This is a genomic window from Roseivirga seohaensis subsp. aquiponti (assembly GCF_001267955.1).
GTDB classification, from domain to species: Bacteria; Bacteroidota; Bacteroidia; order Cytophagales; family Cyclobacteriaceae; genus Roseivirga; species Roseivirga seohaensis.
This window is the reverse complement of record NZ_JSVA01000009.1, coordinates 21,798-45,981: the sequence shown is the minus strand read 5'-3', so window position 1 is coordinate 45,981 and position 24,184 is coordinate 21,798. Positions and strand designations below refer to the sequence as shown.

23 protein-coding genes are annotated in these 24,184 nt (G+C 38.3%); 6 read left to right on the top strand and 17 right to left on the bottom strand.

From position 1 onward, the window contains the following. Positions 1–69: 69 nt before the first annotated feature. The 3 genes from OB69_RS08845 to OB69_RS08835 all read right to left on the bottom strand — a co-directional run bounded on the left by OB69_RS08845 (position 70) and on the right by OB69_RS08835 (position 2,942). A complete protein-coding gene (locus OB69_RS08845; protein WP_053223362.1) occupies positions 70–483 on the bottom strand; it encodes a c-type cytochrome in 414 nt (137 codons plus the stop codon). A gap of 129 nt (positions 484–612) precedes the next feature. After that, positions 613–1,845, bottom strand: coding sequence for a diaminopimelate decarboxylase (lysA, locus tag OB69_RS08840; protein WP_053223361.1), 1,233 nt, complete (start codon positions 1,843–1,845; stop codon positions 613–615). A 95-nt stretch (positions 1,846–1,940) separates the two neighbouring features. Beyond that, complete coding sequence (locus tag OB69_RS08835; protein WP_185096889.1) at positions 1,941–2,942, bottom strand: T9SS type A sorting domain-containing protein; 1,002 nt, start codon at positions 2,940–2,942, stop codon at positions 1,941–1,943. A gap of 140 nt (positions 2,943–3,082) precedes the next feature. Between OB69_RS08835 and OB69_RS08830 the strand changes: the two genes are divergently transcribed. The 3 genes from OB69_RS08830 (at position 3,083) to OB69_RS08820 (ending at position 6,249) form a co-directional block, all read left to right on the top strand. Next, complete coding sequence (locus OB69_RS08830; RefSeq protein WP_185096888.1) at positions 3,083–4,633, top strand: sensor histidine kinase; 1,551 nt, start codon at positions 3,083–3,085, stop codon at positions 4,631–4,633. Beyond that, positions 4,626–5,336 (top strand): response regulator transcription factor, encoded by a 711-nt coding sequence (locus tag OB69_RS08825; protein ID WP_053223358.1) that lies wholly within the window; start codon positions 4,626–4,628, stop codon positions 5,334–5,336. Before OB69_RS08830 ends, OB69_RS08825 begins: the two co-directional genes overlap by 8 nt. Positions 5,337–5,514: 178 nt before the next feature. Beyond that, positions 5,515–6,249 carry a 1-(5-phosphoribosyl)-5-[(5-phosphoribosylamino)methylideneamino]imidazole-4-carboxamide isomerase gene (locus tag OB69_RS08820; RefSeq protein WP_053223357.1) on the top strand — a complete coding sequence of 245 codons (735 nt, stop codon included), beginning with the start codon at positions 5,515–5,517 and terminating at the stop codon, positions 6,247–6,249. Between the two features lie 5 nt (positions 6,250–6,254). Here OB69_RS08820 and OB69_RS08815 read toward each other — a convergent pair whose 3' ends face one another. Next, positions 6,255–8,633 carry a TonB-dependent receptor gene (locus OB69_RS08815; RefSeq protein WP_053223356.1) on the bottom strand — a complete coding sequence of 793 codons (2,379 nt, stop codon included), beginning with the start codon at positions 8,631–8,633 and terminating at the stop codon, positions 6,255–6,257. 78 nt (positions 8,634–8,711) lie between these two features. Next, positions 8,712–9,083, bottom strand: coding sequence for a hypothetical protein (locus tag OB69_RS08810; RefSeq protein ID WP_157608526.1), 372 nt, complete (start codon positions 9,081–9,083; stop codon positions 8,712–8,714). 130 nt (positions 9,084–9,213) lie between these two features. Between OB69_RS08810 and OB69_RS08805 the strand changes: the two genes are divergently transcribed. Beyond that, on the top strand, positions 9,214–9,555 hold the full coding sequence (locus OB69_RS08805) for a tRNA-binding protein (protein WP_053223354.1): 342 nt from the start codon (positions 9,214–9,216) through the stop codon (positions 9,553–9,555). Positions 9,556–9,564: 9 nt separating this feature from the next. Further along, on the top strand, positions 9,565–12,000 hold the full coding sequence (locus OB69_RS08800; RefSeq protein WP_053223353.1) for a bifunctional UDP-N-acetylmuramoyl-tripeptide:D-alanyl-D-alanine ligase/alanine racemase: 2,436 nt from the start codon (positions 9,565–9,567) through the stop codon (positions 11,998–12,000). A 1-nt stretch (position 12,001) separates the two neighbouring features. Here OB69_RS08800 and OB69_RS08795 read toward each other — a convergent pair whose 3' ends face one another. The 7 genes from OB69_RS08795 to OB69_RS08765 form a co-directional block, all read right to left on the bottom strand. Then, entirely contained in the window at positions 12,002–12,568 is a 567-nt protein-coding gene (locus OB69_RS08795) for an RNA polymerase sigma factor (RefSeq protein ID WP_053223352.1), read from the bottom strand. Positions 12,569–12,899: 331 nt separating this feature from the next. Continuing rightward, the gene (locus tag OB69_RS08790) at positions 12,900–13,454 is read right to left on the bottom strand and encodes a hypothetical protein (protein ID WP_053223351.1); all 555 of its coding nucleotides are present in this window, start codon (positions 13,452–13,454) and stop codon (positions 12,900–12,902) included. 449 nt (positions 13,455–13,903) lie between these two features. Next, positions 13,904–14,353 carry a protein-export chaperone SecB gene (locus tag OB69_RS08785; RefSeq protein WP_053223350.1) on the bottom strand — a complete coding sequence of 150 codons (450 nt, stop codon included), beginning with the start codon at positions 14,351–14,353 and terminating at the stop codon, positions 13,904–13,906. Next, entirely contained in the window at positions 14,350–14,775 is a 426-nt protein-coding gene (locus tag OB69_RS08780; RefSeq protein WP_053223349.1) for a helix-turn-helix domain-containing protein, read from the bottom strand. Before OB69_RS08780 ends, OB69_RS08785 begins: the two co-directional genes overlap by 4 nt. Then, positions 14,759–15,169 (bottom strand): hypothetical protein, encoded by a 411-nt coding sequence (locus tag OB69_RS08775; protein ID WP_053223348.1) that lies wholly within the window; start codon positions 15,167–15,169, stop codon positions 14,759–14,761. Before OB69_RS08775 ends, OB69_RS08780 begins: the two co-directional genes overlap by 17 nt. Positions 15,170–15,420: 251 nt before the next feature. Then, positions 15,421–19,314, bottom strand: a complete 3,894-nt coding sequence (locus OB69_RS08770; RefSeq protein ID WP_053223347.1) for a class I SAM-dependent DNA methyltransferase — start codon at positions 19,312–19,314, stop codon at positions 15,421–15,423. 28 nt (positions 19,315–19,342) lie between these two features. After that, positions 19,343–20,230 carry a phospholipase D family protein gene (locus OB69_RS08765; RefSeq protein ID WP_053223346.1) on the bottom strand — a complete coding sequence of 296 codons (888 nt, stop codon included), beginning with the start codon at positions 20,228–20,230 and terminating at the stop codon, positions 19,343–19,345. 156 nt (positions 20,231–20,386) lie between these two features. On the opposite strand from OB69_RS08765, the gene OB69_RS08760 reads away from it, so the two are divergent. Continuing rightward, complete coding sequence (locus OB69_RS08760) at positions 20,387–20,692, top strand: hypothetical protein (protein WP_053223345.1); 306 nt, start codon at positions 20,387–20,389, stop codon at positions 20,690–20,692. Positions 20,693–20,717: 25 nt separating this feature from the next. Here OB69_RS08760 and OB69_RS08755 read toward each other — a convergent pair whose 3' ends face one another. From OB69_RS08755 to OB69_RS08735, 5 genes are all read right to left on the bottom strand, one after another. Continuing rightward, on the bottom strand, positions 20,718–21,176 hold the full coding sequence (locus tag OB69_RS08755) for an RES family NAD+ phosphorylase (RefSeq protein WP_053223344.1): 459 nt from the start codon (positions 21,174–21,176) through the stop codon (positions 20,718–20,720). Continuing rightward, a complete protein-coding gene (locus OB69_RS08750) occupies positions 21,173–21,709 on the bottom strand; it encodes an antitoxin Xre/MbcA/ParS toxin-binding domain-containing protein (protein ID WP_053223343.1) in 537 nt (178 codons plus the stop codon). Before OB69_RS08750 ends, OB69_RS08755 begins: the two co-directional genes overlap by 4 nt. A 53-nt stretch (positions 21,710–21,762) precedes the next feature. Then, positions 21,763–22,128 carry a YccF domain-containing protein gene (locus OB69_RS08745; RefSeq protein WP_053223342.1) on the bottom strand — a complete coding sequence of 122 codons (366 nt, stop codon included), beginning with the start codon at positions 22,126–22,128 and terminating at the stop codon, positions 21,763–21,765. Then, positions 22,125–23,312, bottom strand: coding sequence for a hypothetical protein (locus OB69_RS08740; protein WP_053223341.1), 1,188 nt, complete (start codon positions 23,310–23,312; stop codon positions 22,125–22,127). The genes OB69_RS08745 and OB69_RS08740 overlap by 4 nt, the downstream gene beginning before the upstream one ends. Positions 23,313–23,394: 82 nt before the next feature. Further along, positions 23,395–24,033 carry a hypothetical protein gene (locus tag OB69_RS08735; protein WP_053223340.1) on the bottom strand — a complete coding sequence of 213 codons (639 nt, stop codon included), beginning with the start codon at positions 24,031–24,033 and terminating at the stop codon, positions 23,395–23,397. Between the last annotated feature and the right edge of the window lie 151 nt (positions 24,034–24,184).

Below are 24,184 nucleotides of genomic sequence, written 5' to 3'. Positions count from 1 at the left end.
TTTCTGTTTGTTTTAGAAAAGACTTGGTGTAAACAAAAATAGCCTCGTTTGAGGCTATTAGATGTTGTTTTATTTTTTTGCCCGAACTTTGGCTACGTGTTCTGCGGTAACTTTATCGCCTTTGTTGCCCCAAGAGTTTCGAACGTAGTTAAGTACATCGGCAATGTCTTTGTCGTCTAAACCGGTTGCTGGCATCACTCCTTTATACTTTTTGCCATTTACAGTGATTTCACCTTGCTGGCCTTTAATCAACACGTTAATTGATCTGTCGAGGTCTTTCATTAAATAATCAGACTTAGCTAATGGAGGAAAAACATTGGCAATACCTTGTCCTTCGTTCATATGACAAGCCATGCAAAGCCCTTCGTAAACACTTTTGCCGTCAGCCATGCTCTTTTTTAACTCGGCATCTTGAACAGTAGTGAAGCTGAATGAAATTGTGGCAATGGCCAAAACCGCAAATAGAATGTATGTTTTTTTCATCTCTCTTAGATTGTATTGTTAGTAAAAGTATGAGAATATTTTGAAACCCGTAACTCTGAAAACAAAAAAGCCAGAAGTTGCTCGTTTCAGTTCGTTCTTATACAGAAACCGAACCAAAAACTAAATATTCTAAATATCTATCTCAACCTGGTTCCGAACTAAATCCTCGAACACCTCTCTTTGTCTGATTAGCTTTGCTTCGCCTTTGTAAATCAGAACTTCGGCAGGCTTTAACCTTGAATTATAGTTAGAGGCCATACTGAAGGCATATGCTCCAGCATTTTTGAAGGCAATAATGTCGCCTTCTTTTACCTCATTCATTTTTCTGTCTAATCCAAAAGTATCGGTTTCACAGATATAGCCCACTACGGTGTAAATTCGCTTTGTGCCATTTGGGTTCGACAAGTTCATTATTTCATGATACGAATCGTACATCATAGGACGAATCAGATGATTCATTCCAGAATCAACCCCTACAAAGGCGGTGGCTGGCGTGGTTTTAACTACGTTGGTTTTGGTAAGAAAAACACCTGCTTCACTCACTAAAAACTTACCCGGTTCAAACCACATTTCTAGCTCGCGGCCATATTCTTTACAGAAATCCTTAAAAGCCGCACTTAATTTCTCGCCAAGTTCTTCAATATCGGTTACAATATCGGCCTCTTTATAGCCTACTTTAAAGCCACTACCGAAATCGATAAATTCTAAATCTTTAAAGCTTTTTGCGGCATCAAATAAAATAGCGGCAGCCCTTAAAAAAACCTCGGCATCTAAAATGTCAGAACCCGTGTGCATGTGTAAACCCGTAACATTCAGTCCGTATGTATTTACAACTCTAACAATATGCTGAAGTTGATAGATCGAAATTCCGAATTTAGAATCGGCATGACCGGTTGAAATTTTCTTGTTTCCACCCGCCATAATATGTGGGTTTAAGCGGATACAAACCGGTACGGTATCATGGAATTCGTTTCCGAATTGTTCTAGAATAGAAATATTATCGAGGTTAATCATCACTCCTAATTCCACCGCTTCTTTTATTTCAGAAATAGAAACACAGTTGGGAGTATATAAAATTTGATTGGGCTCAAAGCCAGCTTTTAGCCCCAATTGTACTTCTTGAATAGAAACGCAGTCGAGTTCGGAACCAATGCTACGCAAGAGCTTAAGAATTGAAATATTTGTAAGGGCTTTAGTGGCATATTTTACCTTCATTTTAACTCCGCTAAAAGCAGAAGTAAGCTTTTTAAACTGAGCTTCAATTTTATCGGCATCATATACGTAAAGTGGAGAGCCATACGTTTCGGTAAGCTCCACTAAATCTACACCCTGAATGGTGTATCGGTCATTCACTAAATCCATTTCAAATAAATTAAGGGGCAAATATACTGTGTAGAAAAATAAAAAAGAGGAAGATCGACCAAACCTTCCTCTTTGAAAATGAGAATGAATATTTTTTACTCAATAATCACCCTTTTTGTAAGCGTTTTATTGTTCTGAATTACTTGTAAAATATATAAACCTTCTTTTTCATCTGAAATATCAATGTCGAAGCTAAAGCCCGATTCGCCTGATGAATCGGTTTTGCTATATATTACCTTTCCAGTTGGGCTTACAATTTTGACTTGTAATGGCCCGCGGCTAGTAGTTTCTATTTCTAGATCAAACCGCCCATCGCTTGGGTTCGGGTAAAAGCTTATGTCTTTAATTTCAAGCGGCTCCATTTTATCTGCTCCAACTACTTCTTTATCCTTGTCTTTTGCTGCGCGAATAAAAACTCGAGCTCGTGAGATTATATGGAAACCTTCATCATCATTATCGCTACCAAAACCCCATCCGCTAGAATTTCCACTGTCATTATCAAAGTCGAAGTCAAAATTCATACTGCCAAACCTGTTTTTCAAGGCGTCTCTAATCGAGTCCATGTCCATAATCTCGTCTCCATTCTGAAACATTTTCCCATTTTTGAAATGAAAATTTAGTTTATTTTGGAGTGAATCCATGTTCATAAAAAAAGGATCGTCATTATCAAAATTGAAAAAGAAGTTGTTGGTTCCAAAGCCTCCGCGCATCATTGATTCCATGTATTTGCGCATATTATCCATATCGAAATCAAACATGGATGGGCCGCTGCGGAAGGACCTTAATGAAGAGCCAAAACCTGAGTTTCCTCCGCCAAAGTTCCAGCCACTTAAATCGATGCCATTTTTCTCTAAATCCGGATCACCGTTAATTTCATCGTAGCTATCATATGTTTTTTCAAAAGTCTTGGTGTCATTCCCCTCTTTCATTACCACCTTGAGCTTTATTTTACCATCTTCAGTGGTATTTATAGAAACCGACTGCGATTGTCTACGTTCTTGGGTTTGTGCATGACCAACAAAACTGGTAGCGAGTAAAGTAATTATGGCAATGAATGCCACCATTTTTAGTGTTTTTTTATTACCTGACCTATTCATCTTTTTAACCTTTAAGTTGTTGATACGAAAGTATTTAATAAACGAAAATGGCATTGTTAAAAGGCGGTTAAATCATGTTAATTTTTGTTAAGCCCATAACCATGACCGTTTTATTAAAGTACTTTTGAACCATGAGTAGAATGAAGATAAGATGGTTGATAGGATTGCTGAGCATAGCCATGCTTGGTTTGATCTTCTTCCAGTTTTATTGGATCAAGGAAGTAACTAAGGTAAACGAAGAGCGGTTTACTCAAAATGTTCAGACAGCACTGAATGAAGTCACTAATAAGCTGGCCCGTTTAAACGACACCAACTTTTTGCAGACGGATGTTAGCCAAATGATGCCGAGTCCGCCAGAGCGAATGCAGCAAGGGGATAGTTTATCAAGTTTCTACCGGCCTCAAAACAGGCGCCCTGTGCCTTATGTTGATCAAAGTTTGATACAATTTGGTGTAGAAATAGACGAGGTGAATCAGAGAATTAACTTTCAAGTAAATTTTGATGCTTTGATTCAGGATTTTTATGATCAGGCCAACCCAAATTTTGATCAGGAGAGATTTCAGCTAGAGCAACAAATGAAGAATAGGTGGAGGTCTATTCAGAAAGACTGGGCAGAACATTTGGTAGGAAGTAACAACCTCTTTTCTAGGGTAAACCCAGCAGAGTTAGATACGCTTTTAAAAAGGGAAATGAGGAATCGCGGGATTGACTTAGAGTACAATTACGGAATTATTGAACGTAGAACGGGAAAGACCAATTTGATAAATACTTCAAGTGTAGATGATTTAGAGAATATCAAAAACTCAAAATTACAGGCCAACCTCTTTCCAACAGATTTACAGCCTAAAGATTATTTTCTAAGCGTTTATTTTCCGAGCCAAAAGCAATTTCTATTGAAGCAGGGTTTGTTGCCGCTATCAGCTTCAGGGCTGTTAATGCTAATTTTGATTGGTTGTTTTACATACGCTGTTGTAGTTATTCTTCGTCAGAAAAGGATTTCTGAAATCAAGAACGATTTCATTAATAACATGACGCACGAGTTTAAAACGCCTATTGCTACGGTTTCTTTGGCTACCGAAGCACTTCAAGATGCCGACCTTCGCAAGAATGAAGGCATAGTAGACCGATACATACAAGTTATTCGTGACGAGAATAAAAGGCTAGGGATGCAAGTAGAAAAGGTACTTCAAATTGCTAGTCTGGATAAAAAAGACTTTAGGTTGAAATTTGAAACTGCCGATGTGCATGATATTATTGAGAAGGCTTTGGTTAACATCGACATCTTGGTTCAAAAACGTCAAGGTTCAATTACCAGTCAGTTGTTGGCTTCAAACCCAATAATTGAAGCAGATAGGGTGCATCTCACTAATATTATTTATAACCTGTTAGATAACGCCAATAAGTATTCTCCAGAACCGCCAGAAATACATATTAGAACAGAAAACATTTCAACAGGCGTTATCATTAAAATATCCGATAAGGGCATTGGTATGAGCCGAGAAGATATTGACAAAATTTTCGAAAAATTTTACCGTGTTTCTACAGGCAATATTCACGATGTTAAAGGGTTTGGCCTTGGGCTATCTTACGTAAAAAACATTGTTGAAATGCACAAAGGAACCATTTCAGTGAAAAGCGACCTAGGAAAAGGAAGCACATTTAAAGTATATTTACCTTTCAATCATGGCTAGTTTTAAAATATTACTTGTAGAAGACGACCCTAACTTGGGTCAAATCTTAAACGAATACCTTTCGCTAAAAGGGTATGAAACGAAGCTTTGCCGCGATGGTGAGGAGGGCGTTAAGGCGTTCAAACGCGAAGCTTTCGATCTTTGTCTTTTTGATGTGATGCTTCCAAAAAAGGATGGTTTTTCTATGGCTAAAGAGATTAGGAGAGATGATAAAGTAACTCCAATTATTTTTCTCACGGCCAAATCTATGAAAGAAGACACCATTGAAGGCTTTAAAATTGGAGGTGACGATTACATCACCAAACCTTTTAGCATGGAGGAATTGCTACTGCGTATACAAGCCATACTTCGAAGGACGGCTGAAAAAAATCCTCAAATTTCAGATCAAAAGATTTTTGAGTTTGGCTCATTTCGATTTGATTTTGATAAACAGATACTTTCTTGGGATGGGGGTGAGAATAGGCTTACATCCAAAGAATCTGAGCTTTTAAGGTTATTGTGTTTGCATGAAAACCAGCCTTTAGACCGATCCACTGCGTTGAAAATTATTTGGAGAGACGATAGTTATTTTAATGCTCGAAGCATGGATGTGTACATTGCTAAGCTCAGAAAAATGTTGAAAGCAGATGAATCGGTTCAAATCATTACCATTCATGGGTCTGGTTTTAAGTTAATAACGGAGGGACATGCAGAAAAGGAATAGGTAATTAAAAGGTGTTGTCTTTTAACTAGTTAATATTTCGCCCTTCTTCGCTTTGAATTTTGACTCAAAAGGCCTATTTTACTTGGCTTGAATTCTAACATAATATTAATATCGTTTTTTTCTTTTTGGTGTTAGAAACTGCTAATTTTGGCTCTGTAAGCTTTATATTCCCAACTATATGATAAAAATTGTTCCTTCTATATCGATTATCAACGGAAAACTAACCCGCTTAAAACAAGGTGATTACGAACATGGTACTGTTTACAAAGACAGTCCGGTAGACATTGCTAGAAGGTTTGAAGATTGTGGGGTAAAGAAAATCCATATCGTTGATTTAGATGGAGCAAGAAGTGGCACTCCCGTAAACTATGATATTTTGGAATCTATAGTGGGCTACACAAAACTAAAAGTAGACTATAGTGGAGGTATCGCAACAGATGGTGATATCAGTAAAGCTTACGAATATGGAGCTACTTCAATTACCGCTGCCTCCATTGCTACTTCAGATAAAGAGCAGTTTGGTTCTTGGCTTGTTTCTTACGGAAGAGAAAAAATTATTTTAGGAGCCGATGCTAGGAATGGGAAAATAGCCATTAGAGGATGGCAAAAAGACACCAATATTGATTTGTTCGATCATATTGATTACTACTACATGCGTGGACTCAAATATGTAAAGAGCACAGACGTAGCTAAAGACGGTATTCAAGAAGGCCCTAACTTCGAGATGTATAAGGAAATCGTATCTCGCTTTAAAGGAATTCACGTGTTGGCCAGCGGTGGAGTAAGAAATATAGATGACATCAAAAAGCTAGAAGAAATTGGTGTTAAATCTGTAATTTTTGGAAGAGCATATTACGAAGGTAACTTGACTCTTAAAGACATAGAGAAGTTTATAGTAAGCCAATCTAAGTAGGCCTTTTAAAAGCTATAATTCAGTTTTATACTAAAGTTCCGGCCTACCTCATCTGAGTAGTAGCGTAATCTATTCATGTAGTCACGATAGCTATTGTTGAACATGTTTTCAACAGAAGCGTAAACGGCAATGTAGTTTTCTGATACTGGCACTTTAAAGCCAACGCTAAAACCAAAATTGGTATAACCAGCCGGTGCTGCCAAAAAGTCAAATACGGTTTTATCGTTCGTGAAAAGATCCGAATTTGTGGCATTCGCTTCTATTACTTCAGAAATACTCACCACCCTTGGTGCATTTCTTTGCTTGTCTACCATATCGGCTGATAGTGAAATGTATGGTTCTTTTAACCAACCGTCATTAAAATTGTAGGTAACTCCGGCTGATAGTCTATTGGCCGGAATATTGATTAGCGGCCCGTTATTCAACTGATCTTCTGCCTTTATCAGTGACAGTTTACCTGTAACATCAAAATGCTCATTGAGATGATATTTTAGATCTGTGTCTAGCCCAATAAACGAAGCATCTGTTTGAGTGTAACTCAATAAAGGGAAAGCGCCTTGAATGGTCAGTTCAACATTCTCTGGTCTTAAATAAATGTAATCATATATGTAATTGTAATAAGCAGATATATTTACATCGAAGTTCTCAGAGGCCTTTTCAAAGCTACTGATCCACTTAATGGCCTTTTCGCTTAAAAGGTTCTCATTTCCCATTTCAATGGCTGCAGAGCCATGGTGAAGCCCCCCACTGTATAGCTCGTTAATATGAGGCGCACGCCAGGCAGTTCCTAAATTGGTTCTGAAATTCCAGCCTGAAGGAAGAAAAAATACGGCTCCAAGCGAGCCGGTAATATTATTAAAATCAAATTCTGGCTTTAGAAGGTTGTTTTGTGAGTCAAAGCGTTTTACTAGGTAATGTTTATAGTCATATCGAACTCCCGCTTCCAATTCATAAGAATTTTGAATGTATCGCCATATGCCATGTACCCCTACAGTCCAATTGTCAAAATTGGGGATCAATGGTTTAATGCCAGTTTCTGAGTCGTTAGAATTTCCTTGAAAAAGAAAACTTGCGCCAATATCTCCCTTAAAATCACCAATCGGCTTCATGTCTAAGTCGAGTTCTACAGTATGAGTGATGAGCTCTAGCGAAAGCGCAGGAATGGTAGATCGGCCTCCTCGTCTAATGTCAAATTCTTTTCTTTGGTTTCTCTGAAGCCCATATTGCATGTTAAAAGTACCAAGGTTACTCCAATCTGTATGTCCATTTAATTTGAGTAGTTGGTGCTGAACGTGTTGCCTAGGATTATTGATGTCGTAACTGAATTCGCTGATGTATAACGGTCTGTCACTTCCAATAGCGCGTTCTAAATCGGTGAGGTTTCCTGTATGAGCACTTCTGAGCACACCCATTTCGGCATCAAAACTACTGAAGTATAATTCCAGCCCACCTTTTTCTTTATGATAACCCAGCCCAATTGAAAAATTTTTTTCTAGTGTACCGGTGTTAGTAAGTCTATAATTTGGTGCTTTAGAATCTCCAGCCTTTTTATAACTGCCCTGAAGTCTCCAGCCAAAGCCATTAAGTCCTTCAATTCCTCCTTCCACCATGGCACTACCAGTATACATGCCATTATTGGAATTGCCAACGGCATTGAATGAGCCAGAAATACCTGCTGTTTCTGGTAAATCTGGTGGATTTACTAAAATAACACCACCAATTGCATCGGAACCATATTTTACTGCCGCAGCCCCTTTAATTAATTGAAGATTAGTCGCTACAAATGGGTCAATTTCTGGCGCATGCTCTTGTCCCCACTGCTGACCTTCTTGTCTTATACCATTATTCAAAATTAGAATACGGCTGCTGTGTAAGCCGTGAATTACTGGCTTGGCTATATTTGGGCCTGTCTGAAGCATATTTACTCCAGACATACCTGAAAGAGTCTTTCCTAAAGATTCGCCACTCTTTCTAAAAAGCTCTTCTTTTTTAAACTCGAGTTGTTTTAAGGTTGCAATTTCTTCCGCTTTTTCAGCTTCAACTGTTACTTCGCTTAAATCTTTGATTTCAGGAACCAATTCTACCTGGATCTTAGTGTTTTTAGTGATGCTAATGGTTTCTTTATAAGGAGTATAGCCAACAAATCGTATTAAGATTTCATAGCTTCCTGAACAAAGATTCGTTATCTCAAACTCACCATTTTCGTTTGCAATTGCCCCATTCTGAGTGTGTGTAACTTCGATTGTGGCTAAAGGAATTGTTTCACCACTATTTTTTTCAACAATAACTCCAGAGAGTTTTAAGTCACAATTGGTTTGACCTATGCCAGAATAGTTAAAAAAGCCGAGAAGTAGAATTAATAAAGATAGACGCTTGAGAATCATAAGGCCAAAAGTATGCGTAAATGCAACTCCATTGCAACTATGAATTTTCAAAAGGTCAAAAGAGGTTAAAGAAGGTATTTATTTCTTCTCAAAAACCTCTGAGGGCTTAAATTTATAGAATATGTAGTAAAGAAAATTGAATGACAGCGCAGATTGGCTATCTTCTTTATTGGCAACTTTTGGTTGGTTGTTCTTTTTCTCTGTTGATTTTTCTAGAGTAATAGAATTTAGCTCGGTGCCTAAAATGGTCGACTCAGAAGTGCTTCGAGGTAGATCACGTTTTCCTTCCGTATGAAAATCTACAGGAAGAATACTATCTTGAGTAGCCACATTTTCTTGCCTAGGAATAGGTAAAAGCACTTCTTCACCCTCTTGACCCAAGGCACTCATAGAATGCATTGACATCCCTAAAATTCCGAAAGTGAAGATACGAAGTAGTTGTCTATTCATAGTATTTATCTCATGGGGCGATAAAATTAATAAAAAATCGCAATTATCTAAACGGTCAATATTTTATTTTGTTTAGTTTTCTTACCTAACCACTAACTTAGTGTTAAAACTCTGTAAACAATAATCTTATATGAATAATCTTATCAGTTGGTCAGATTTTGAAAAAGTTGACATTCGGATAGGCACTATTGTACGAGTAGAGGATTTTGAAAGGGCAAAAAAGCCGGCTTGGATTCTTCACGTGGACTTAGGTGCCGAAATAGGTGTTAAGAAATCTAGTGCACAAATAAAACACCACTACAAGAAAGAAGATTTACTTAACACTCAAGTAATGTGTGTTGTGAATTTCCCTCCAAAACAAATCGCTAATATTAAATCAGAAATTTTAGTGACAGGTTTTCCTGATAAGGACGGAAATATAATTTTGGCTAGACCTGACAAGGCCGTGCCGAATGGTGCTAAACTTTTCTAATTTTAAGCCTTGAAACTCTCACAGATTTTTGAATTAATAGATGGCGAATATCTATCTATAGGAATAGATCATGATATAGCACATTTAATGACCGATAGTAGAAAGGCTTTTGATTTAGAGTCGGGGCTTTTCTTTGCTATTGATGGGCTACACCATGACGGCCACTCTTTTATTCCTGAATTAATTAAAGCAGGATTTCAAAATTTTGTGGTGGAAAAGGAAATTGAAGCCTTTTCTGAAAAAATCAATATTATTAAAGTAGCCTCTTCCGTTAGGGCGCTGCAGGCAATAGCGGAAGCCAAAAGGGCTTTGTTTAATAAGCATGTAGTGGCAATTACAGGCAGCAACGGAAAAACCATTATAAAAGAATGGTTGGCTCAAATGCTTTCCGAAAAACAGAACATATGCAAGAGCCCGAAAAGCTTCAATTCGCAAATTGGGGTGCCACTTTCGGTTTGGCCTTTGAGTGATGCACACGACTTGGGAATTTTTGAAACAGGCATTTCGGAACCAGGCGAAATGACTTCTTTGAAAAGGGTAATTCAGCCTACGCACGGAATCCTTACGAATATTGGTTCGGCCCATGAGCAATACTTTACCTCGATTGAACAAAAGTTAGACGAAAAACTTATTCTATTTGAAGCTATAGACCAGCTCTACTATTGTAATGATAACCCCCTGATTAATGAAGGTATTGGCCGAATGAAAAAGCCACCCAAGCATAAAACTTCTTGGGGATTTAATTCTGAAGCCGATCTTCAAGTAGCAAAAAAAGAAGGTTCGTTTTTTATACTGAAAAGTAAAACCGAGACCTTTACCTTAAAACTACATTCAGTTAATGAGACTTATGTAGAAAACATAATGCACTGTATCTGCTTTGCATATTTTAATGGTTGGTCGCCTTCTGAAATTCAAAAAGGAATTGATGCTCTACGGCCTATAAAAATGCGGCTGGAGCTGAAAAAGGGAATTAACCAGACCTACATTATAGATGATACCTACAATAATGATTTGGCTGGGCTTGAAATTGCGCTCGACTTTTTGTCTCAACAGAAGCATTACCCCCAAAAATCACTGATTCTTTCTGACATTCCGCAGTCAGCTCCGAAAGAAAGTACATATGCGCGCGTGGCAGAATTGGTACAAGAAAAAGACATAACACAGCTCTATGCCATTGGGAGCGAATTGGCTGACTTTAAAAGCTTGTTTCCGTCTTCAACCAAGTTTTACCCAACTACTGAAGACTTTCTTCAACATTCGACAGATAATTTTGAAAAAGAGGTTGTTCTGATTAAAGGCGCCAGAAGTTTTGGCTTTGAGCAAATCGCGAAGCAGTTAACCGAGCGTATTCACCGCACAGTACTAGAAATTGATTTAGATGCGGTGACGCACAACCTTAATGTATATCGCCAACAGTTAAAAGCAGATACCAAACTATTGATTATGGTGAAGGCTCTGGCCTATGGAAGTGGAGGGTCTGAAATTGCACACCTTTTACAGTTTCATAAGGTAGATTATTTGGGTGTGGCTTATGTAGATGAGGCCGTACAGTTACGAAAAGCAGGAATCAACCTTCCAATTATGGTAATCAACCCTTCGGAGGAAGATTTACCTAATTTGGTGACTTATAATATTGAGCCTGAAATCTACAGTTTCGCGCAGCTAAAAGTTTTTTCAGAGTTTTATATGAAAAAGGGTATTGAGCTGAAAGGCCACTTTACCATCAATACTGGTATGAATCGTTTAGGCTTTGACCCAGAAGATTTGGAAGCTTTAGTTAATGAAATTAAGCATCTGCCCCATGTTAAAGTACAAAGTTTGTACACGCATTTGGCGGCATCTGACGAGGCAGAGCACAAGAGCTTTTCTCTTCAGCAATTACAAACCTTTAAAGCTTATGCTGAAAAAGTAGAACAGCAATTGGGTATAAAGACCATAAAGCATGCATTGAATTCCGCAGGCATTGTAGCTTACTCCGAATACCAATTCGATATGGTACGGTTAGGCATTGGCCTTTATGGCATTGAACCCAGTGGTAACTTGCAGCATGAGCTAAAGTCGATTAGCACTTTGAAAACGGTTATTTCACAAATTAGAAATGTGAAGAAGGGGGAAACGATTGGTTATGGAAGAAAAGGGAAAGTGACCAAAAACATGCGCATTGCCACCATTGCGATTGGTTATGCCGATGGCTTTTCAAGAATCTTCAGTAACGGTAATGGAGAGGTAATGCTGAATGGACAAATGGCCAAAGTGATTGGTAATGTGTGTATGGACATGACGATGATTGACATTTCTAATATTGAAGCCGAAGAAGGCGATACCGTCATTATTTTTGGAGAGAAGCCAACCATTTCAGATTTGGCTAAAAAGGCCAAAACAATTCCTTACGAAATTCTCACCAATGTGAGCGACCGGGTAAAACGGGTTTACTTTGCAGAATAGGTTAATCGTGATTGCTGTATTTAGAATATAGCTTATTGATTTTTTCTTTGGCCCTGGAAAGACGCATTTTCACGGCACTTTCCGAAATGCCCATGGTTTGCTCAATCTCTTTAATCGAGTGTTTTTCTTTGTATTTGAGCAGTAGAATCAACTTTTCTTCAGGAGTAATGTCTTCCAATAACTTGAACAAAGCCGTTTCCATGGCGTCTTTGTCCAGTACATCTTCTTCCACCAAGTCGATCATTTCATCCATCAATTTTTCAGAAATTACGGTGTGCGTTTTCTTTTTCTCTTTCCGTAAATAATCTATGCAGGTGTGGTGAATAATGGAATAGAGCCAGGTTTTGAACTTTGCATCGCTGCGGAAATTCTTGAGCTGCATAAATACCTTAATCAGAATTTCCTGACAAAGATCTTCCGAAACGTCTTCATTTTTTACGTAGCTACGACACTTCTTAATAATATAAGTCTCATACCTTCTGGTAATGATCTCGAAATAGCGTTCGTGGCCTCCTGCTCTCAAGAATGCAATTACCTCCTCGTCCGATAAATTGTCGTTTTTCAGCATAAAGCTTTAACCCAATGTTGTTTTCTTAAGCCTGAACCAAAGAAATACAAAGGTAGAAAAATACATGATCGTTTTTGGGAAAGGGGTTGATTAGGATTTATAGGTGTATCTATAAAAGCCAGAGGGGTTAACCTCTGGCATGGAGATGTGAAAACAGAGTTTAGCCTGTTTAATCATCGTCTTAAATATCTGAAAAAATCCACAAAATCAAAGGCTGGCTGGAGAGAGCGCTATCTTTTCGTTCGCGAGGCGACTGCTCAGATCCAAACTTTATCAGTAAAAAACAAAGTCCTGAGGGCGATCACACTCGCAAGGCGTGGTTACAGTGACTTTACACTTCAAATTTATCTAAAAAATAATGATTATCATTATTTGGGTCTAGCACTGAATGTTGGGTAATGGGCAGCCCAAGTTCTTTAAGCATTAACGTCTTAATTTCTTCATAACTGGTTTCGGCATCGTAGGCCAATTCTTCATATTTCCAAAGTGGTTCCGCGTCACTAAGCCAAATTACTTCTGTACCGCCCAAAGCCTTGGCTAACTTTTCAATATTTGGCCGAGTGCGTTGGTAGAAGGCTGCATCAAATAAAAAATTGTACCTGTGGTCTGTCATAATATAGCCAACTTCTGGGTAAAGTATTGGTTCGTACCAAGTAGGGTTTTCAAAAACGACACCTACTTCTTCTTCTCTGTTTTTCGACTCAAGCCAAACCAGCTCTTTGTAGTAACGCCAAGGCGTATCATCAATGCATTCTTTGCCATTATGATCTATATAGGTGGTTGAAAGATTGAGTGCTTTTAGTTTTTCTAAAACGGCAACATAATACGCTTTGCCGTGGTTGGGCGGTAATGACACGTTAGTGATGGCGGTTAGCGTAATTCCCATTTGCTCTAATTTATCTTTCTTAAATTTTCACAGCATTAACTAAAAGTAAACCATTTCTATCCGCAGTTATTCTATTCAGATTTCATTCTGAATCCATTATTTGTCTTTAATCGTAGTAAAATGATTATTAACAGTTACTTATTGGCTCTTAATTCATCTAACCCATTAAATCATGAGCCCTTTACGAGCCCTTTATAATGTAGTAGGTTCCTTCACCTGTTTTACCAACTCTTTCAAGAAACTCTCCATCAAGTTCTGTCAAGTATCTAGTTGCAGTAGCTTTACTAACATTACAAATATCTCTTACTCTAGAATTATTGGTGTTTCCTTTTTCTAAGGCTTATTGCACAATTTACCCTTGCGGGTATCAACCATTTCACGAGTTGTCATTCCAATTTTCACCAAACCTTTCATGGCAGGGTTGGTAAGAATCTAAACAATTCCTTCGATCATGAAGCTTTAGTTTGCTGACCTTCCTTATCTCTAAATAACGACTGAATATCAATTGCGGGCAGAATATATCTACCCATAGGTGCGTTTGCTGTAGAAGTACTGAACAAATTTCTAATGCAGTTAATCCCTATACTTACCGAAGAAAAACCTTTTAAATTATCCTTAACGCCCTCTTCCATCTCTGAATGTTCGTAGAGTTTGAAGACACCATAGCCAGAAGCAGCCAAAACATAACCCTTATGTTTTTGGTCTGCATTTACTTGAACTTTAACGTGGGCTTCGAAAAAGTCGTTTTCTAAAGTGAAGTGAGAAAAGTCAATCTCAATCTCGTATTTATCGAATAGTTCAAGCACATTCTTCACATCCTTTTCAGGCTCCTCGAATCGAAAATGATTTTCGAGCATGTAAAAATTGAGCAGTTTTAGAGGTGAGACGTTCGCTTTCATACTGCTATTGGGTTTATAGAGTCATCAAAGGCAGATGTTGTGAAGTCCTGTTTCTGTTTGTCAAAATTCTTGTATACCCACATTCCATTGTTGTCTCCTTTTGGAGAATACATGGACGCATAAAAATCATCTTTCGTGGTAATGTGGAAGTCTAAACTCAACGCTTCGCTCATTTTCACTAGCATCGTCCAGTTTGGTTTTCTATCTCCTCTGAATAGTTGAGTGATATAAGATGCAGATGTATCTACAGCCAAGGCCAACTCTTTTTTGTTCATTTTTTTAGCCGCCATGGCCTTGTCGATTTCTGCAAGAAACGTGAGGGCTAAAGCACTGGCTTTACCTTCTACCTTTTGCTCTGGTGTTTGGTTTGACGATAATTGAGCAAATGCACTTTGAATATCCTTTTTAGTCTTCAAGTTCATAGTCGTATTTGGCTACTTTTCTGATGAGTTGTTTTTCTTTATTGGTAAGTCCTTCAGACTTTTTCTTTTCAAGTAATTCGCAGGCAATAATTACGAACACTTTTTTTTCAGCATGTGTGTATTGCTGACAATAGATTCTGGGATTGTCCTTCCCTTTGGCCAATTTAATTGCAGTAATATGTTCACACCCTTTCTCAAAATCTTCTTTATCGTATAAATCCCTTGGTGGCATGTTTCTCTCAAGAATCAAATCCTTTACAATTTCAAATTTATTGAGGTACGATTGTTTACTGCCTAAAAATGCCAAAATCTGTGCTGCATTCTCAACATCAACGTAAATGGCTTTCCTTCCATTACTTGATGAACTGATTAATATAGCTTTTCGTTTCGGCAAAATTAACTTATTGCTTAATTTTTAAAAATTATTAACCTCTTTTTTAAAGAAGCCAGAGGAATAATTCTTCTGGCATGGAGATGTAAAGACAGCGTAAAACCCGTCTAATCATCGTCTTTGATGTATTATAGGCAGATAAGTTAAGTAAAATCATTAAAAAATAATTTTATTTACTCATATAGTGAAGCAAACTATACTTTGACGTATCCATTCTTTAAATTTCCGTTATTGATGGCCATAAACAGTTTTTACTATTCATTGGTGCCCTCCACAATCTCAATCTCCTCTTCGCTTAGCCCATACAGTTCATACACCATCAAATCAATTTCGCGCTCTAAGGCTGAAGTATCTGCCTTTGGGTTGGCCTTTTTGAGAGAAAGGATTTGGTCGACTTTGGAATTGATACTACTGAATTCATTAATATTAGAATCAATAATTCTTAAGGTTTCAACATAGGCCTTTGACAATGAGAAATACCCTCCCCTCATTTTGGAAACAATGGAGTCCAGATAGAATTTGGAAACTCTCGAATTCAAAATTGCCAATAAATAGTTGTGTTCACTGGGAATGAAAAAGCTCGTTTTATTGAGATAGTCTCCTGGTTGAACAAATGTGAACTGATTATCTAATGAAGTTTCAGGCCAGGTTATTTTAAACTTCTCAAACTCTTCATAATAATCCACAGCATCTTGAATTTCATACCATTTGTAGCTACCGGGTTTTCTTCCTGGCCAATCCCCTTTATGGTCTTTTGGTTTAGGCTCAAGCTTGGTTTTATTTTGACTGAGATATTTTAAAACTGCTGGATAATTGTCAATGTCAATTCCCCTTCGCGTAAAAATCAAATACTTATCGCTCTTGGGCTGCTGATATCGTTTAATGTCTCGGCCAGCTAAAAACGGTTTAATGATTTCTTCACTTTTGGGGTCTTCTTCAATCAGTTGGTTTTTGGTAGCCTCATCAATTACAAAGGCTTCATTATAACCAGTTAATACACCTCTGTAAATTTTACCCTCTACATACTCGCCAAGTGGCGTTCCTTGGCTTTTTATCTTTTCTAAAAGGCGCTGAATTTTGTCATTCACAAGCGTCCAGCCGTTTTCTGGCAATAGGCTTTGGTTAACCTCAAACTGGTTTTGCTTTACATATTCGCCCAAAGACACTTCAAAATCTAGTGATTCAATGGTGGTGGCTTTAAAGTTGGGTTCGGCATTGGCGGATTTGCTCATATGCCAAATGCAGGGGTAAGTAGTGGCTTCTTCAAAAACGGGCAAATCACCAAAGTCTACAATAGATTCGATAGAGAATTGGCCTACCCAATTGCGCAGGTTTTTGCCATAGCCGGCCCGCATCCATTTGTTAGGTAAAATGTAAATGAATTGGCCATTTTGTGCCAATACGTTCATTCCCCTTTCTACAAAATACACAAAGAGGTCGGCCGTGCCTGCTGCGGTTTGGTAGTGTTGCTGTAAATAGGGTTTATCGGCAGAAAAAGCTTCTTGCCTAATGTAGGGCGGATTTCCAATCACCACATCGAAGCCTAGAAAGTCGCCATTATTATTTAGCACTTCAGGAAATTCGAAGCGCCACTCAAAGGCGTTTTCGTAAATCTTGTTTCTTTCGATTTCTTCTATTTCTGTAGAAAGCTTGTTGAGTTCCTTTTCCTTTTTCTCAATTTCGGCTTTTCTCTTTTTCTTTTGGGCAGCGCTTTCCTCAAAAAGGCTTTCTTGGGTAAGGTTAAAGAGTTCTCCGCCCAGTTTATTCTTACGGATTACTTTTTTATCATTCTTAGCAATCTCGCTGCGGAAGTCTTTCTTAATCTGTCCGATGAGTTGTTCTAGTCCTTTCTTTTCCTCTTTGTTGTTGGCGTGTTTATAATCCAATACCAAGTTTTTATACACCTCAATGTCCCATTTCATTGATTTTTTAAGGATTCCGCTCAGGTCTTCGTTTAGCCCAAAACGACTGATGAGCGAGTTGCCGCATTTTATGTTGATGTCGATGTTTGGGAGGGTTTCTAGTTGCCGTAGCTGGTCATGCTGAACTTGTTTCAGCATCTCATCACTGGCAGACCCTGAAACGAGTTCAGGGTGACGATCCTTTGTACTTTGACGATAGTAAGCATGCTTCAACAACTCAATCCAAAGCCTAAGGCGGCAAATTTTTACAGAGTTTGGGTTAATATCAACCCCAAAAAGGCAGTTTTCAATAATGGTCTGCTTTTCATGAAAAATCGTTTCCTGAATGCGCTGACTCGTTGGGTTTTTAGGGTTGTACTGAAAAAGCTCATCGTCAAGCTTAATAATCAATTCATCATTAATCACTTCAAAAGTGCAATCGCGCAAGGGCTTTCCGTCCTTGTCAATCAGTATTTCCAGTTCGCTTTTAATGGCGATCAATTCGTTCAAAGCCGAAACCAAAAAGTGACCAGAACCCACCGCAGGGTCGCAGATTTTTAGGCTGTTGATCAATTCATTGGCTTGAACAAAGCTAAACCGCTTTCCACGACCAATATCTCTATACAAGTCGGATAACGTTTCATAAAGCTCAACGGTATTTTCTTCACCTCCCGACCTACGGTCACCCTCCTCAAGCAGGGATTGGTTAAACTTCTGCAAAACCGCCCTTCTAATGGTTTCGCGACACATATACATGGTAATAAAACCGGGCGTAAAGAAAGAGCCATCCTTATAGCCGTTAATCTTCTCGAAGATTAAGCCCAGCACCGAAGCGTTGATAAGCGTTTTCTTTTCGTCTTGAATTTCCTCTCCGTTTTCAGAGCTGAAATCATAGGCATCGAGAAAAGCAAAGAGATAGTGCAGCGCGCTTAATTCACCGTTTTTACGTTTGCCGTTGTTATCTTTCAACACCGTTTGGTTGTGCAAAGGCAACTGGCGTTCATCGCGCAACAAACCGACATATAGCGTTGAAGCTTCTAAGGAAGTGGATTCAAACAAAGAACTGTTGAGGTAGGGTACATGGCCAAATTTTTTGTGGTTTTCCTCATCACGTTCTTCAGGCCTTTTGGCCAAAACGCCAAAGAAGAGGTCGTCTAGATCGTCATAATCATGAATCAAATCGGCATTCAGAAAAGCAAAGGCTTTGTCTTTGTTATAGCTAATCAGTTGGGCTTCGAGCAACTTGAGAAAAAGTACGCGGTTTACCCAAGTAATCACAAGCTCCAGCGCCACTCCAAAAAGTTGATCCTCTTTAGAAGCGCCATATTGGGTTGGTTTTTCCACCTGAAAAATAAGATCGCGCTTATCTAGCTGCTTAATGGTATTTTCTAAAAGTGATGCCTCATTACGTTGTGCTTTGGCTTTGCGCTGAATAATGTGCTTGCCGCCTTCTTTCTTATCTTCCAAGCCAATAATGTGAAGAAGTTCTTTGTAGAATTCTTTATTGAGGCTGTTGCTGTCGTTGGCAAAATTGAGTTTGAGCAAATGCTCTGGAGAGAAAATCTTATACAGCGCAATTAGTTTTTTGCTGCTTTCGCTATCACCCTTTTTTAAAACTGTTTCGTAATCCTTTAAATCGAAATGGGTGAAAGTAATTTCACTTTCGAGTTTATCTAAAAATGGTTTGGCAATTTCGTTGTAGAAAACCGAAGTGTTGGAAGCAGAAAGTTGCTTGCTTTCAAATTGCTCGAACTGCCTAACAAAGCTCTTATTTTGGGCGAACAGCTTTTCGAAAACCTGCGCATCGAAAATGAACCACTCGTGAATATTGGTGATGATAAGGTGCCGAACTTCGAGGTTTTTCTCCGTGATGCGTTCGCGCAAGTAGTATAAGATCAGCTCATGAAAGGCCTTGCGGTTCAGGTTGTCTTTGGTTACCATTTCGGCCTTATTGGTGGGTCTTTTCGCTTCAATAATCACCCCAACCGAATCGCTGCTTTTAGGGCCATTGAAAATCGCCCAGTCAATATTCTGCTTTACATTAAAGTAGTAATCTTCTCCGAAATAGGTCTTTTTGAGAAAATCCCGCATTTCGGTTTTGTGGTTTTCCTCGTCTTTAGCATCATCTACCTGACTAATGAGGTAGAGTAAGTTTTGCCTAAACGCATCAACATCATTTCTAAAAGGCTTTACTTTTCGGTAAGCTTGGTTAAGCGCGTCTTTCGGCTGTATGGGGTAGAGAAGCATTCAATGAAATTAGTAATAATCAAGACATTTAAGACATATAACATGAATAACATTCAGGCTTCTCCATACTTGTTCTTTCGTCTTTACCACAAGAATGACAAAAGTTTTCTTGATAATCATAATTGCCATAATTAGCCCATATTTGATAGCAGCTATAACAATATGGCTTATCAACACTGTAGTTTATGTCTGAATTACATCTTATGCAGTGGCCAGTATGTTCATCTATTCTATTCTTAAACTTTTGAACATTAAACTGATCTTCTTGAATTTGCCTTTTAGGTCTTGGAGATTGGTCAAACTTCACGAACTTTTCTTTATCCAAGAATTCGAAAATATTATGCGGTTCAAGTCTTCGATTGTAGACTAAATCATCGATGATATCCCATTCTGTTGTTGATCCTACATAATCCTTTGCAAGACCAAATAATTTCTTTTTAAAGTTGGGCTTTCTGGCAAAAACTGCATAACCATCTTTGAGAATTTTACTACTATAATCGAATGCAGCTAAATCAAATTTATCACCATTTCCTAATAGATTAGGCTCACCTAGAACACCGTATTCTATATTGTTCCGAAAAGATGAGTCTAGAAGGTTTATACTGGTTACAAGCCCAACCTTTTCATTTGAATAATATTTAGCATGGAGGTTAGGGATATACACGATGCCTATGTTGGGAAAGTCTTTGAAAAATTCAAAATCAGAATGGTTCAGGCTTCTTGATACATTCTCTTCATTTTTACCGAAACCAATTATAATTTCAACATCAGCATTACTTTTATGACTTTTAAAGAGGTCTTTGAAATGCTCATCAAGCCGAATGTAGGGTGATATAATTAAAAGCCTTGACTTGGCTGAGTAAATGATTTCGTCTACTGCTTCAACAAGCTCTTTACCAGATATGAATTTTGCCATTTAATTCCAAAAAAAATGAATAATTCACGAAGAAACGCATTTTTCTAAATCTATTAAAAATAATATTAGATATTAAATCACCTCCCAAACAGAGCAAAAGCCAAGCCTGCCAATTTGTTTATGTAATAGTTCTATATTCATGGAAAATTTAAAAACATGAGCGTGTTTACCATTACGATGACCGTAGAAAATCAGTCGAACCACCCGAGCCATATCACTATTTTTCAAAAGCCGACAGAAACAACTGATTTTCCTAAAAACCCATGGAGAGAGATAACAGTGAACCCTGGGTCTTCAGGCTTCTCCTTTGAGGTTCCGGGCGTTAATTTTGAATATGCGGTAAGTGCCCGCTTTGAAGCTACACAGGTTGGAACTTCAATGCTTAGGGTTAAACCTGATTGCACTTGTGTAGTTTCCGGAAACATGGAAAGCGGATGCAAAATTGAAATGTTAGGTGCTTAAAGAAAAACTTTGAAGTGAGCCTATTTTATTCAAAAATAACTTTAAAACGCTGGTCGTATTCAAATGGGAAAATGGATTTACGCTTAATTAGGCTTTCAAAGCCAGCATAGTTCGGGTTTAGAATAAGGTTATAGTCTTCGGGAATCACCACACTTGGCACCCAAATACCCAACCTGTTTTTATGAAGCAGTTCTTGTCGTGCCGTTTTCTGAACATTGCGTTTGTAGGCCAATCCGTTCCAACCCTCGGTCAATTTGTTGATTGGTAGTTTTACAATATCTGGATGCTCATTGGGAATGCTTAGCTCCAAAAGTTTCAAGTTAATGGGCCAGTCTTTTTCACCCACTTTGTGCGCAAAATATTCCCATGAACAAAGGGAAGGGTTGGCCGATGTGTATAGCACCTTGATGCCTTTCTCATTCCATCTGCCGGGTACATCGGAACCCCCTAAACTACTTATGTAAGAAACGCGCCAAACATTCATGCAACACTGCCTTCTTGTAGCCTGATCAGTTCATCTAAAACCATTTCGGAACCAGTAACGGTACCGAGTAAATCTATGGGACGAGCATCTAAAAATGGGTTGAACTTTCTTAGCCAGTTATTCAAGGGGGGAACATCACCAAAAACCTCTACCCCTTTTAGCAAAACCTGTGTATTGTGAAGCAGCTTTTCAGAATGCTCGTTGGAAACCAAATCATTTGAGCTGCGATTTCTTACGGATGCCCAAGTATGCCCCATAATTGATTGGTAATCTTCATTGGTGAGATTTAGGTTTTCTTTCAACACCCGATAGACCGATTGTGGATAGGCTAACCTTGAAAGCCTGTGCATATAAATTGGCTCATCGAACAAAGCGTGAATTTCTTGGGCTTCTTGGGGAAGTACATTAATGGGAGTGAATACTTCGGCAAATGGTTTGAGCCCAAGTAAACCGAAATACTTTTCAAAGGTTTGGTAAACCACTTGTGGTTCTTCTAAAATCTGGGTTGGATCAGAGCTTTTATAGTCTTCCATTGCTGTAAAATTTTACTGAATATATAAATATACGGAAAAATTTTACAACTGTTTCAAATGCCCCTCCCAAACGGAGCAAAGGCCAAACCTGCGAGTTTGAAGTGTTGCATTCCGAAAGGAATACCGATGATAGTAATGCAGAAGATAACGCCCCAAAAAAGATGGGTAAGAAAGACCCAGAAGCCACCAAAAATAAACCAGATAATATTTAGCGGAAGCGAAAGGCAGCCCGTAAGCGTTCTGCCCGGTTGAACTTGCTGCCCAAAAGGTGCAAAGCCTACAATAGCCAGTTTAAAGCACTGAATTCCAAATGGAATTCCTACAATGGTAAGACATAAGACAATACCGCCAATAATGTATTCCAAGGCGATCATCCAGCCCCCAAATACGATCCAGATTATGTTTCCGATTAAACTCATTCTATTTTCTTAAGCTCATAAATATAGAATTTATTATAATCGAGTTCCTCTTCCTCGTTTACATAAGGTACTAAAAATTGAGTTTCACTTAATCTTACATATCTGCCAAGATCATCATTGATTTCCAACACTTTTTTATCCTGAACGAAAAAGGAATAAAGAGCTTCGCTTTCAGAGTCAGCATATTTAGATGCTTCCATGTAATTAGTTAGACTGGTTGGTTCTTTAGCCCCTGTTTTATGCCTAATCATGGTAATTTCACCATAACTACTTACATCTAAAACACTACTATTCAGTTCTCTATAAACATAATTTAACTCGTTAGACCTGCCGAAATTTTTGAGTGGGTTCTTATGCTGATCTTCATAAGGTATACCTTGTGGTGTTCTGAAATTTTTCAAATCCAGATTCGATGTACTCACAAATTCGAACCGGTTATTCTTGAGTTCATATTTGTACATTTTCGGCTCCAAAGGCAACACTAAAATCAGTTCTTCCTTCTGCTTATTATAGCTAATTTTAGGCTCATGTCCGTCAAAATAAAGCTCACTAGTCCTGTAAATTGAATTTTCTGGATAAGGTAACAATTCTGTTGGTTCTTGGCTTTTAGAATTAAATGCCTCCAACATCATAGCAGTATTAAAATGATCTTCTTTTAACTTAATACCTCCATTATAGTTCTGACTCTTAGCTTTGATAACAGTGTTTACGCCATTTATTTCTACTACATCAGGCTTTCCGCTAATATAGCCTAAAGGAATATAGCTAGAGCCAGGAGTGAATTTTTCAAGGTAATTCCAGTCGGTATCGAAGAAATAGTAAGCGCCAGCTCCCTCTACAACTATATTTGTGCCTAAATAGCCCAAGCCACTCATTCCAGGACCAAAGTGCCCTGGCCCCTCACCTGTCAGATCGACTGAGCTGAGTACATTTCCTTCTGCATCAATCTCCATGCATGCCTTACTTTGAGTACCATAGGCTAAGAAACGATTCGTTTTTGGGTTATAATCGGTGATCTGAAGTGGTTCTAAAACAGGTACCATTAAAGAATCTACTTTAACCAGCTCGTAACTCCCTTCAAGGTTTGAGTTTTCACTGTCAGTGGAACTGTTTGAAGAACAGGAGGCTAGCGCGAATATTGAAAAAATTACTGCTGCGAGGGACTTAAGGTGGTTTGCTTTCATATCAATATGAAAGCTAATAAATTATTGAAAAAAGAATAAACTATTCCGACATTTTATTCAATAAGCAGACCAGTCAATGAGCCTAAATATCTTTAAAAGAAAGTACCTCTAAACTCTCTGTATTTAATTCAAAAACCGTGGTGATGCTTTGCGCTTGGTTAAGTTGGTATTCGTGTAAGTAAAAAGTAGAAGTTTTTCCGCTGAGGTCAATATGATAAGCTGAAAGGTTAAAGTGACTCAACGCATTGTTAATATCGAAAAGCTGATCGTTGAAAAGCTGCTGCTGTGCACGATAGTTTTCGGGGAAAGTTGATTGGCTTGATTTAAGTTTGGCCTTAAGCGCGTTGTCTAATTTGACGTTTTCCAGAATTAACTCATCAATCAAATCGATTTCGAAATTGTTTTCCATGCTAAGAAAGGCTTGGATAACAGGGCTTTCAAATTCTACAGAAAAGTTTAATGCCATGTTTACCTTTGTTCTCACCGTATCTTGAATGGCTAAAACGGAAGTCATTAATGTCATATCAGACGATAGAAAATCATTGTCTATACGCTGAAAACGAACGGGGTTATAGGCAATATCATTATCCAAATGCTCCAAAATGAAATAGCGGATTTCGGCCTGAAATCGATCTTCATCATTTCTCCGGTCGCAACTGAACAGAGAAAATGTAGTCAGTACAAGGGCTAGTAAGATGTTTTTCCTAAATGTTTTATTCATAACGCAGTGTATTCGTAGGTGTGAATTCGGCAATTTTCAGGGTTTGAAAATTCACCTTTAAAACAACTATGCCTAGGTTAAAACTAGAGGTGCCGAGCAAAGAAAAACGCTGTTTTTAACTCGGCTTCGTGAAGCCATTCGAATATAGGAG

Coding starts and splice junctions, on each gene's coding strand:
- OB69_RS08845 (WP_053223362.1), bottom strand. CDS start 483: ATGAAAAAAACATACATTCTATTTGCGGTTTTGGCCATTGCCACAATT.
- lysA (WP_053223361.1), bottom strand. CDS start 1,845: ATGGATTTAGTGAATGACCGATACACCATTCAGGGTGTAGATTTAGTG.
- OB69_RS08835 (WP_185096889.1), bottom strand. CDS start 2,942: ATGAATAGGTCAGGTAATAAAAAAACACTAAAAATGGTGGCATTCATT.
- OB69_RS08830 (WP_185096888.1), top strand. CDS start 3,083: ATGAAGATAAGATGGTTGATAGGATTGCTGAGCATAGCCATGCTTGGT.
- OB69_RS08825 (WP_053223358.1), top strand. CDS start 4,626: ATGGCTAGTTTTAAAATATTACTTGTAGAAGACGACCCTAACTTGGGT.
- OB69_RS08820 (WP_053223357.1), top strand. CDS start 5,515: ATGATAAAAATTGTTCCTTCTATATCGATTATCAACGGAAAACTAACC.
- OB69_RS08815 (WP_053223356.1), bottom strand. CDS start 8,633: ATGATTCTCAAGCGTCTATCTTTATTAATTCTACTTCTCGGCTTTTTT.
- OB69_RS08810 (WP_157608526.1), bottom strand. CDS start 9,083: ATGAATAGACAACTACTTCGTATCTTCACTTTCGGAATTTTAGGGATG.
- OB69_RS08805 (WP_053223354.1), top strand. CDS start 9,214: ATGAATAATCTTATCAGTTGGTCAGATTTTGAAAAAGTTGACATTCGG.
- OB69_RS08795 (WP_053223352.1), bottom strand. CDS start 12,568: ATGCTGAAAAACGACAATTTATCGGACGAGGAGGTAATTGCATTCTTG.
- OB69_RS08790 (WP_053223351.1), bottom strand. CDS start 13,454: ATGGGAATTACGCTAACCGCCATCACTAACGTGTCATTACCGCCCAAC.
- OB69_RS08785 (WP_053223350.1), bottom strand. CDS start 14,353: ATGAAAGCGAACGTCTCACCTCTAAAACTGCTCAATTTTTACATGCTC.
- OB69_RS08780 (WP_053223349.1), bottom strand. CDS start 14,775: ATGAACTTGAAGACTAAAAAGGATATTCAAAGTGCATTTGCTCAATTA.
- OB69_RS08770 (WP_053223347.1), bottom strand. CDS start 19,314: ATGCTTCTCTACCCCATACAGCCGAAAGACGCGCTTAACCAAGCTTAC.
- OB69_RS08765 (WP_053223346.1), bottom strand. CDS start 20,230: ATGGCAAAATTCATATCTGGTAAAGAGCTTGTTGAAGCAGTAGACGAA.
- OB69_RS08760 (WP_053223345.1), top strand. CDS start 20,387: ATGAGCGTGTTTACCATTACGATGACCGTAGAAAATCAGTCGAACCAC.
- OB69_RS08755 (WP_053223344.1), bottom strand. CDS start 21,176: ATGAATGTTTGGCGCGTTTCTTACATAAGTAGTTTAGGGGGTTCCGAT.
- OB69_RS08750 (WP_053223343.1), bottom strand. CDS start 21,709: ATGGAAGACTATAAAAGCTCTGATCCAACCCAGATTTTAGAAGAACCA.
- OB69_RS08745 (WP_053223342.1), bottom strand. CDS start 22,128: ATGAGTTTAATCGGAAACATAATCTGGATCGTATTTGGGGGCTGGATG.
- OB69_RS08740 (WP_053223341.1), bottom strand. CDS start 23,312: ATGAAAGCAAACCACCTTAAGTCCCTCGCAGCAGTAATTTTTTCAATA.
- OB69_RS08735 (WP_053223340.1), bottom strand. CDS start 24,033: ATGAATAAAACATTTAGGAAAAACATCTTACTAGCCCTTGTACTGACT.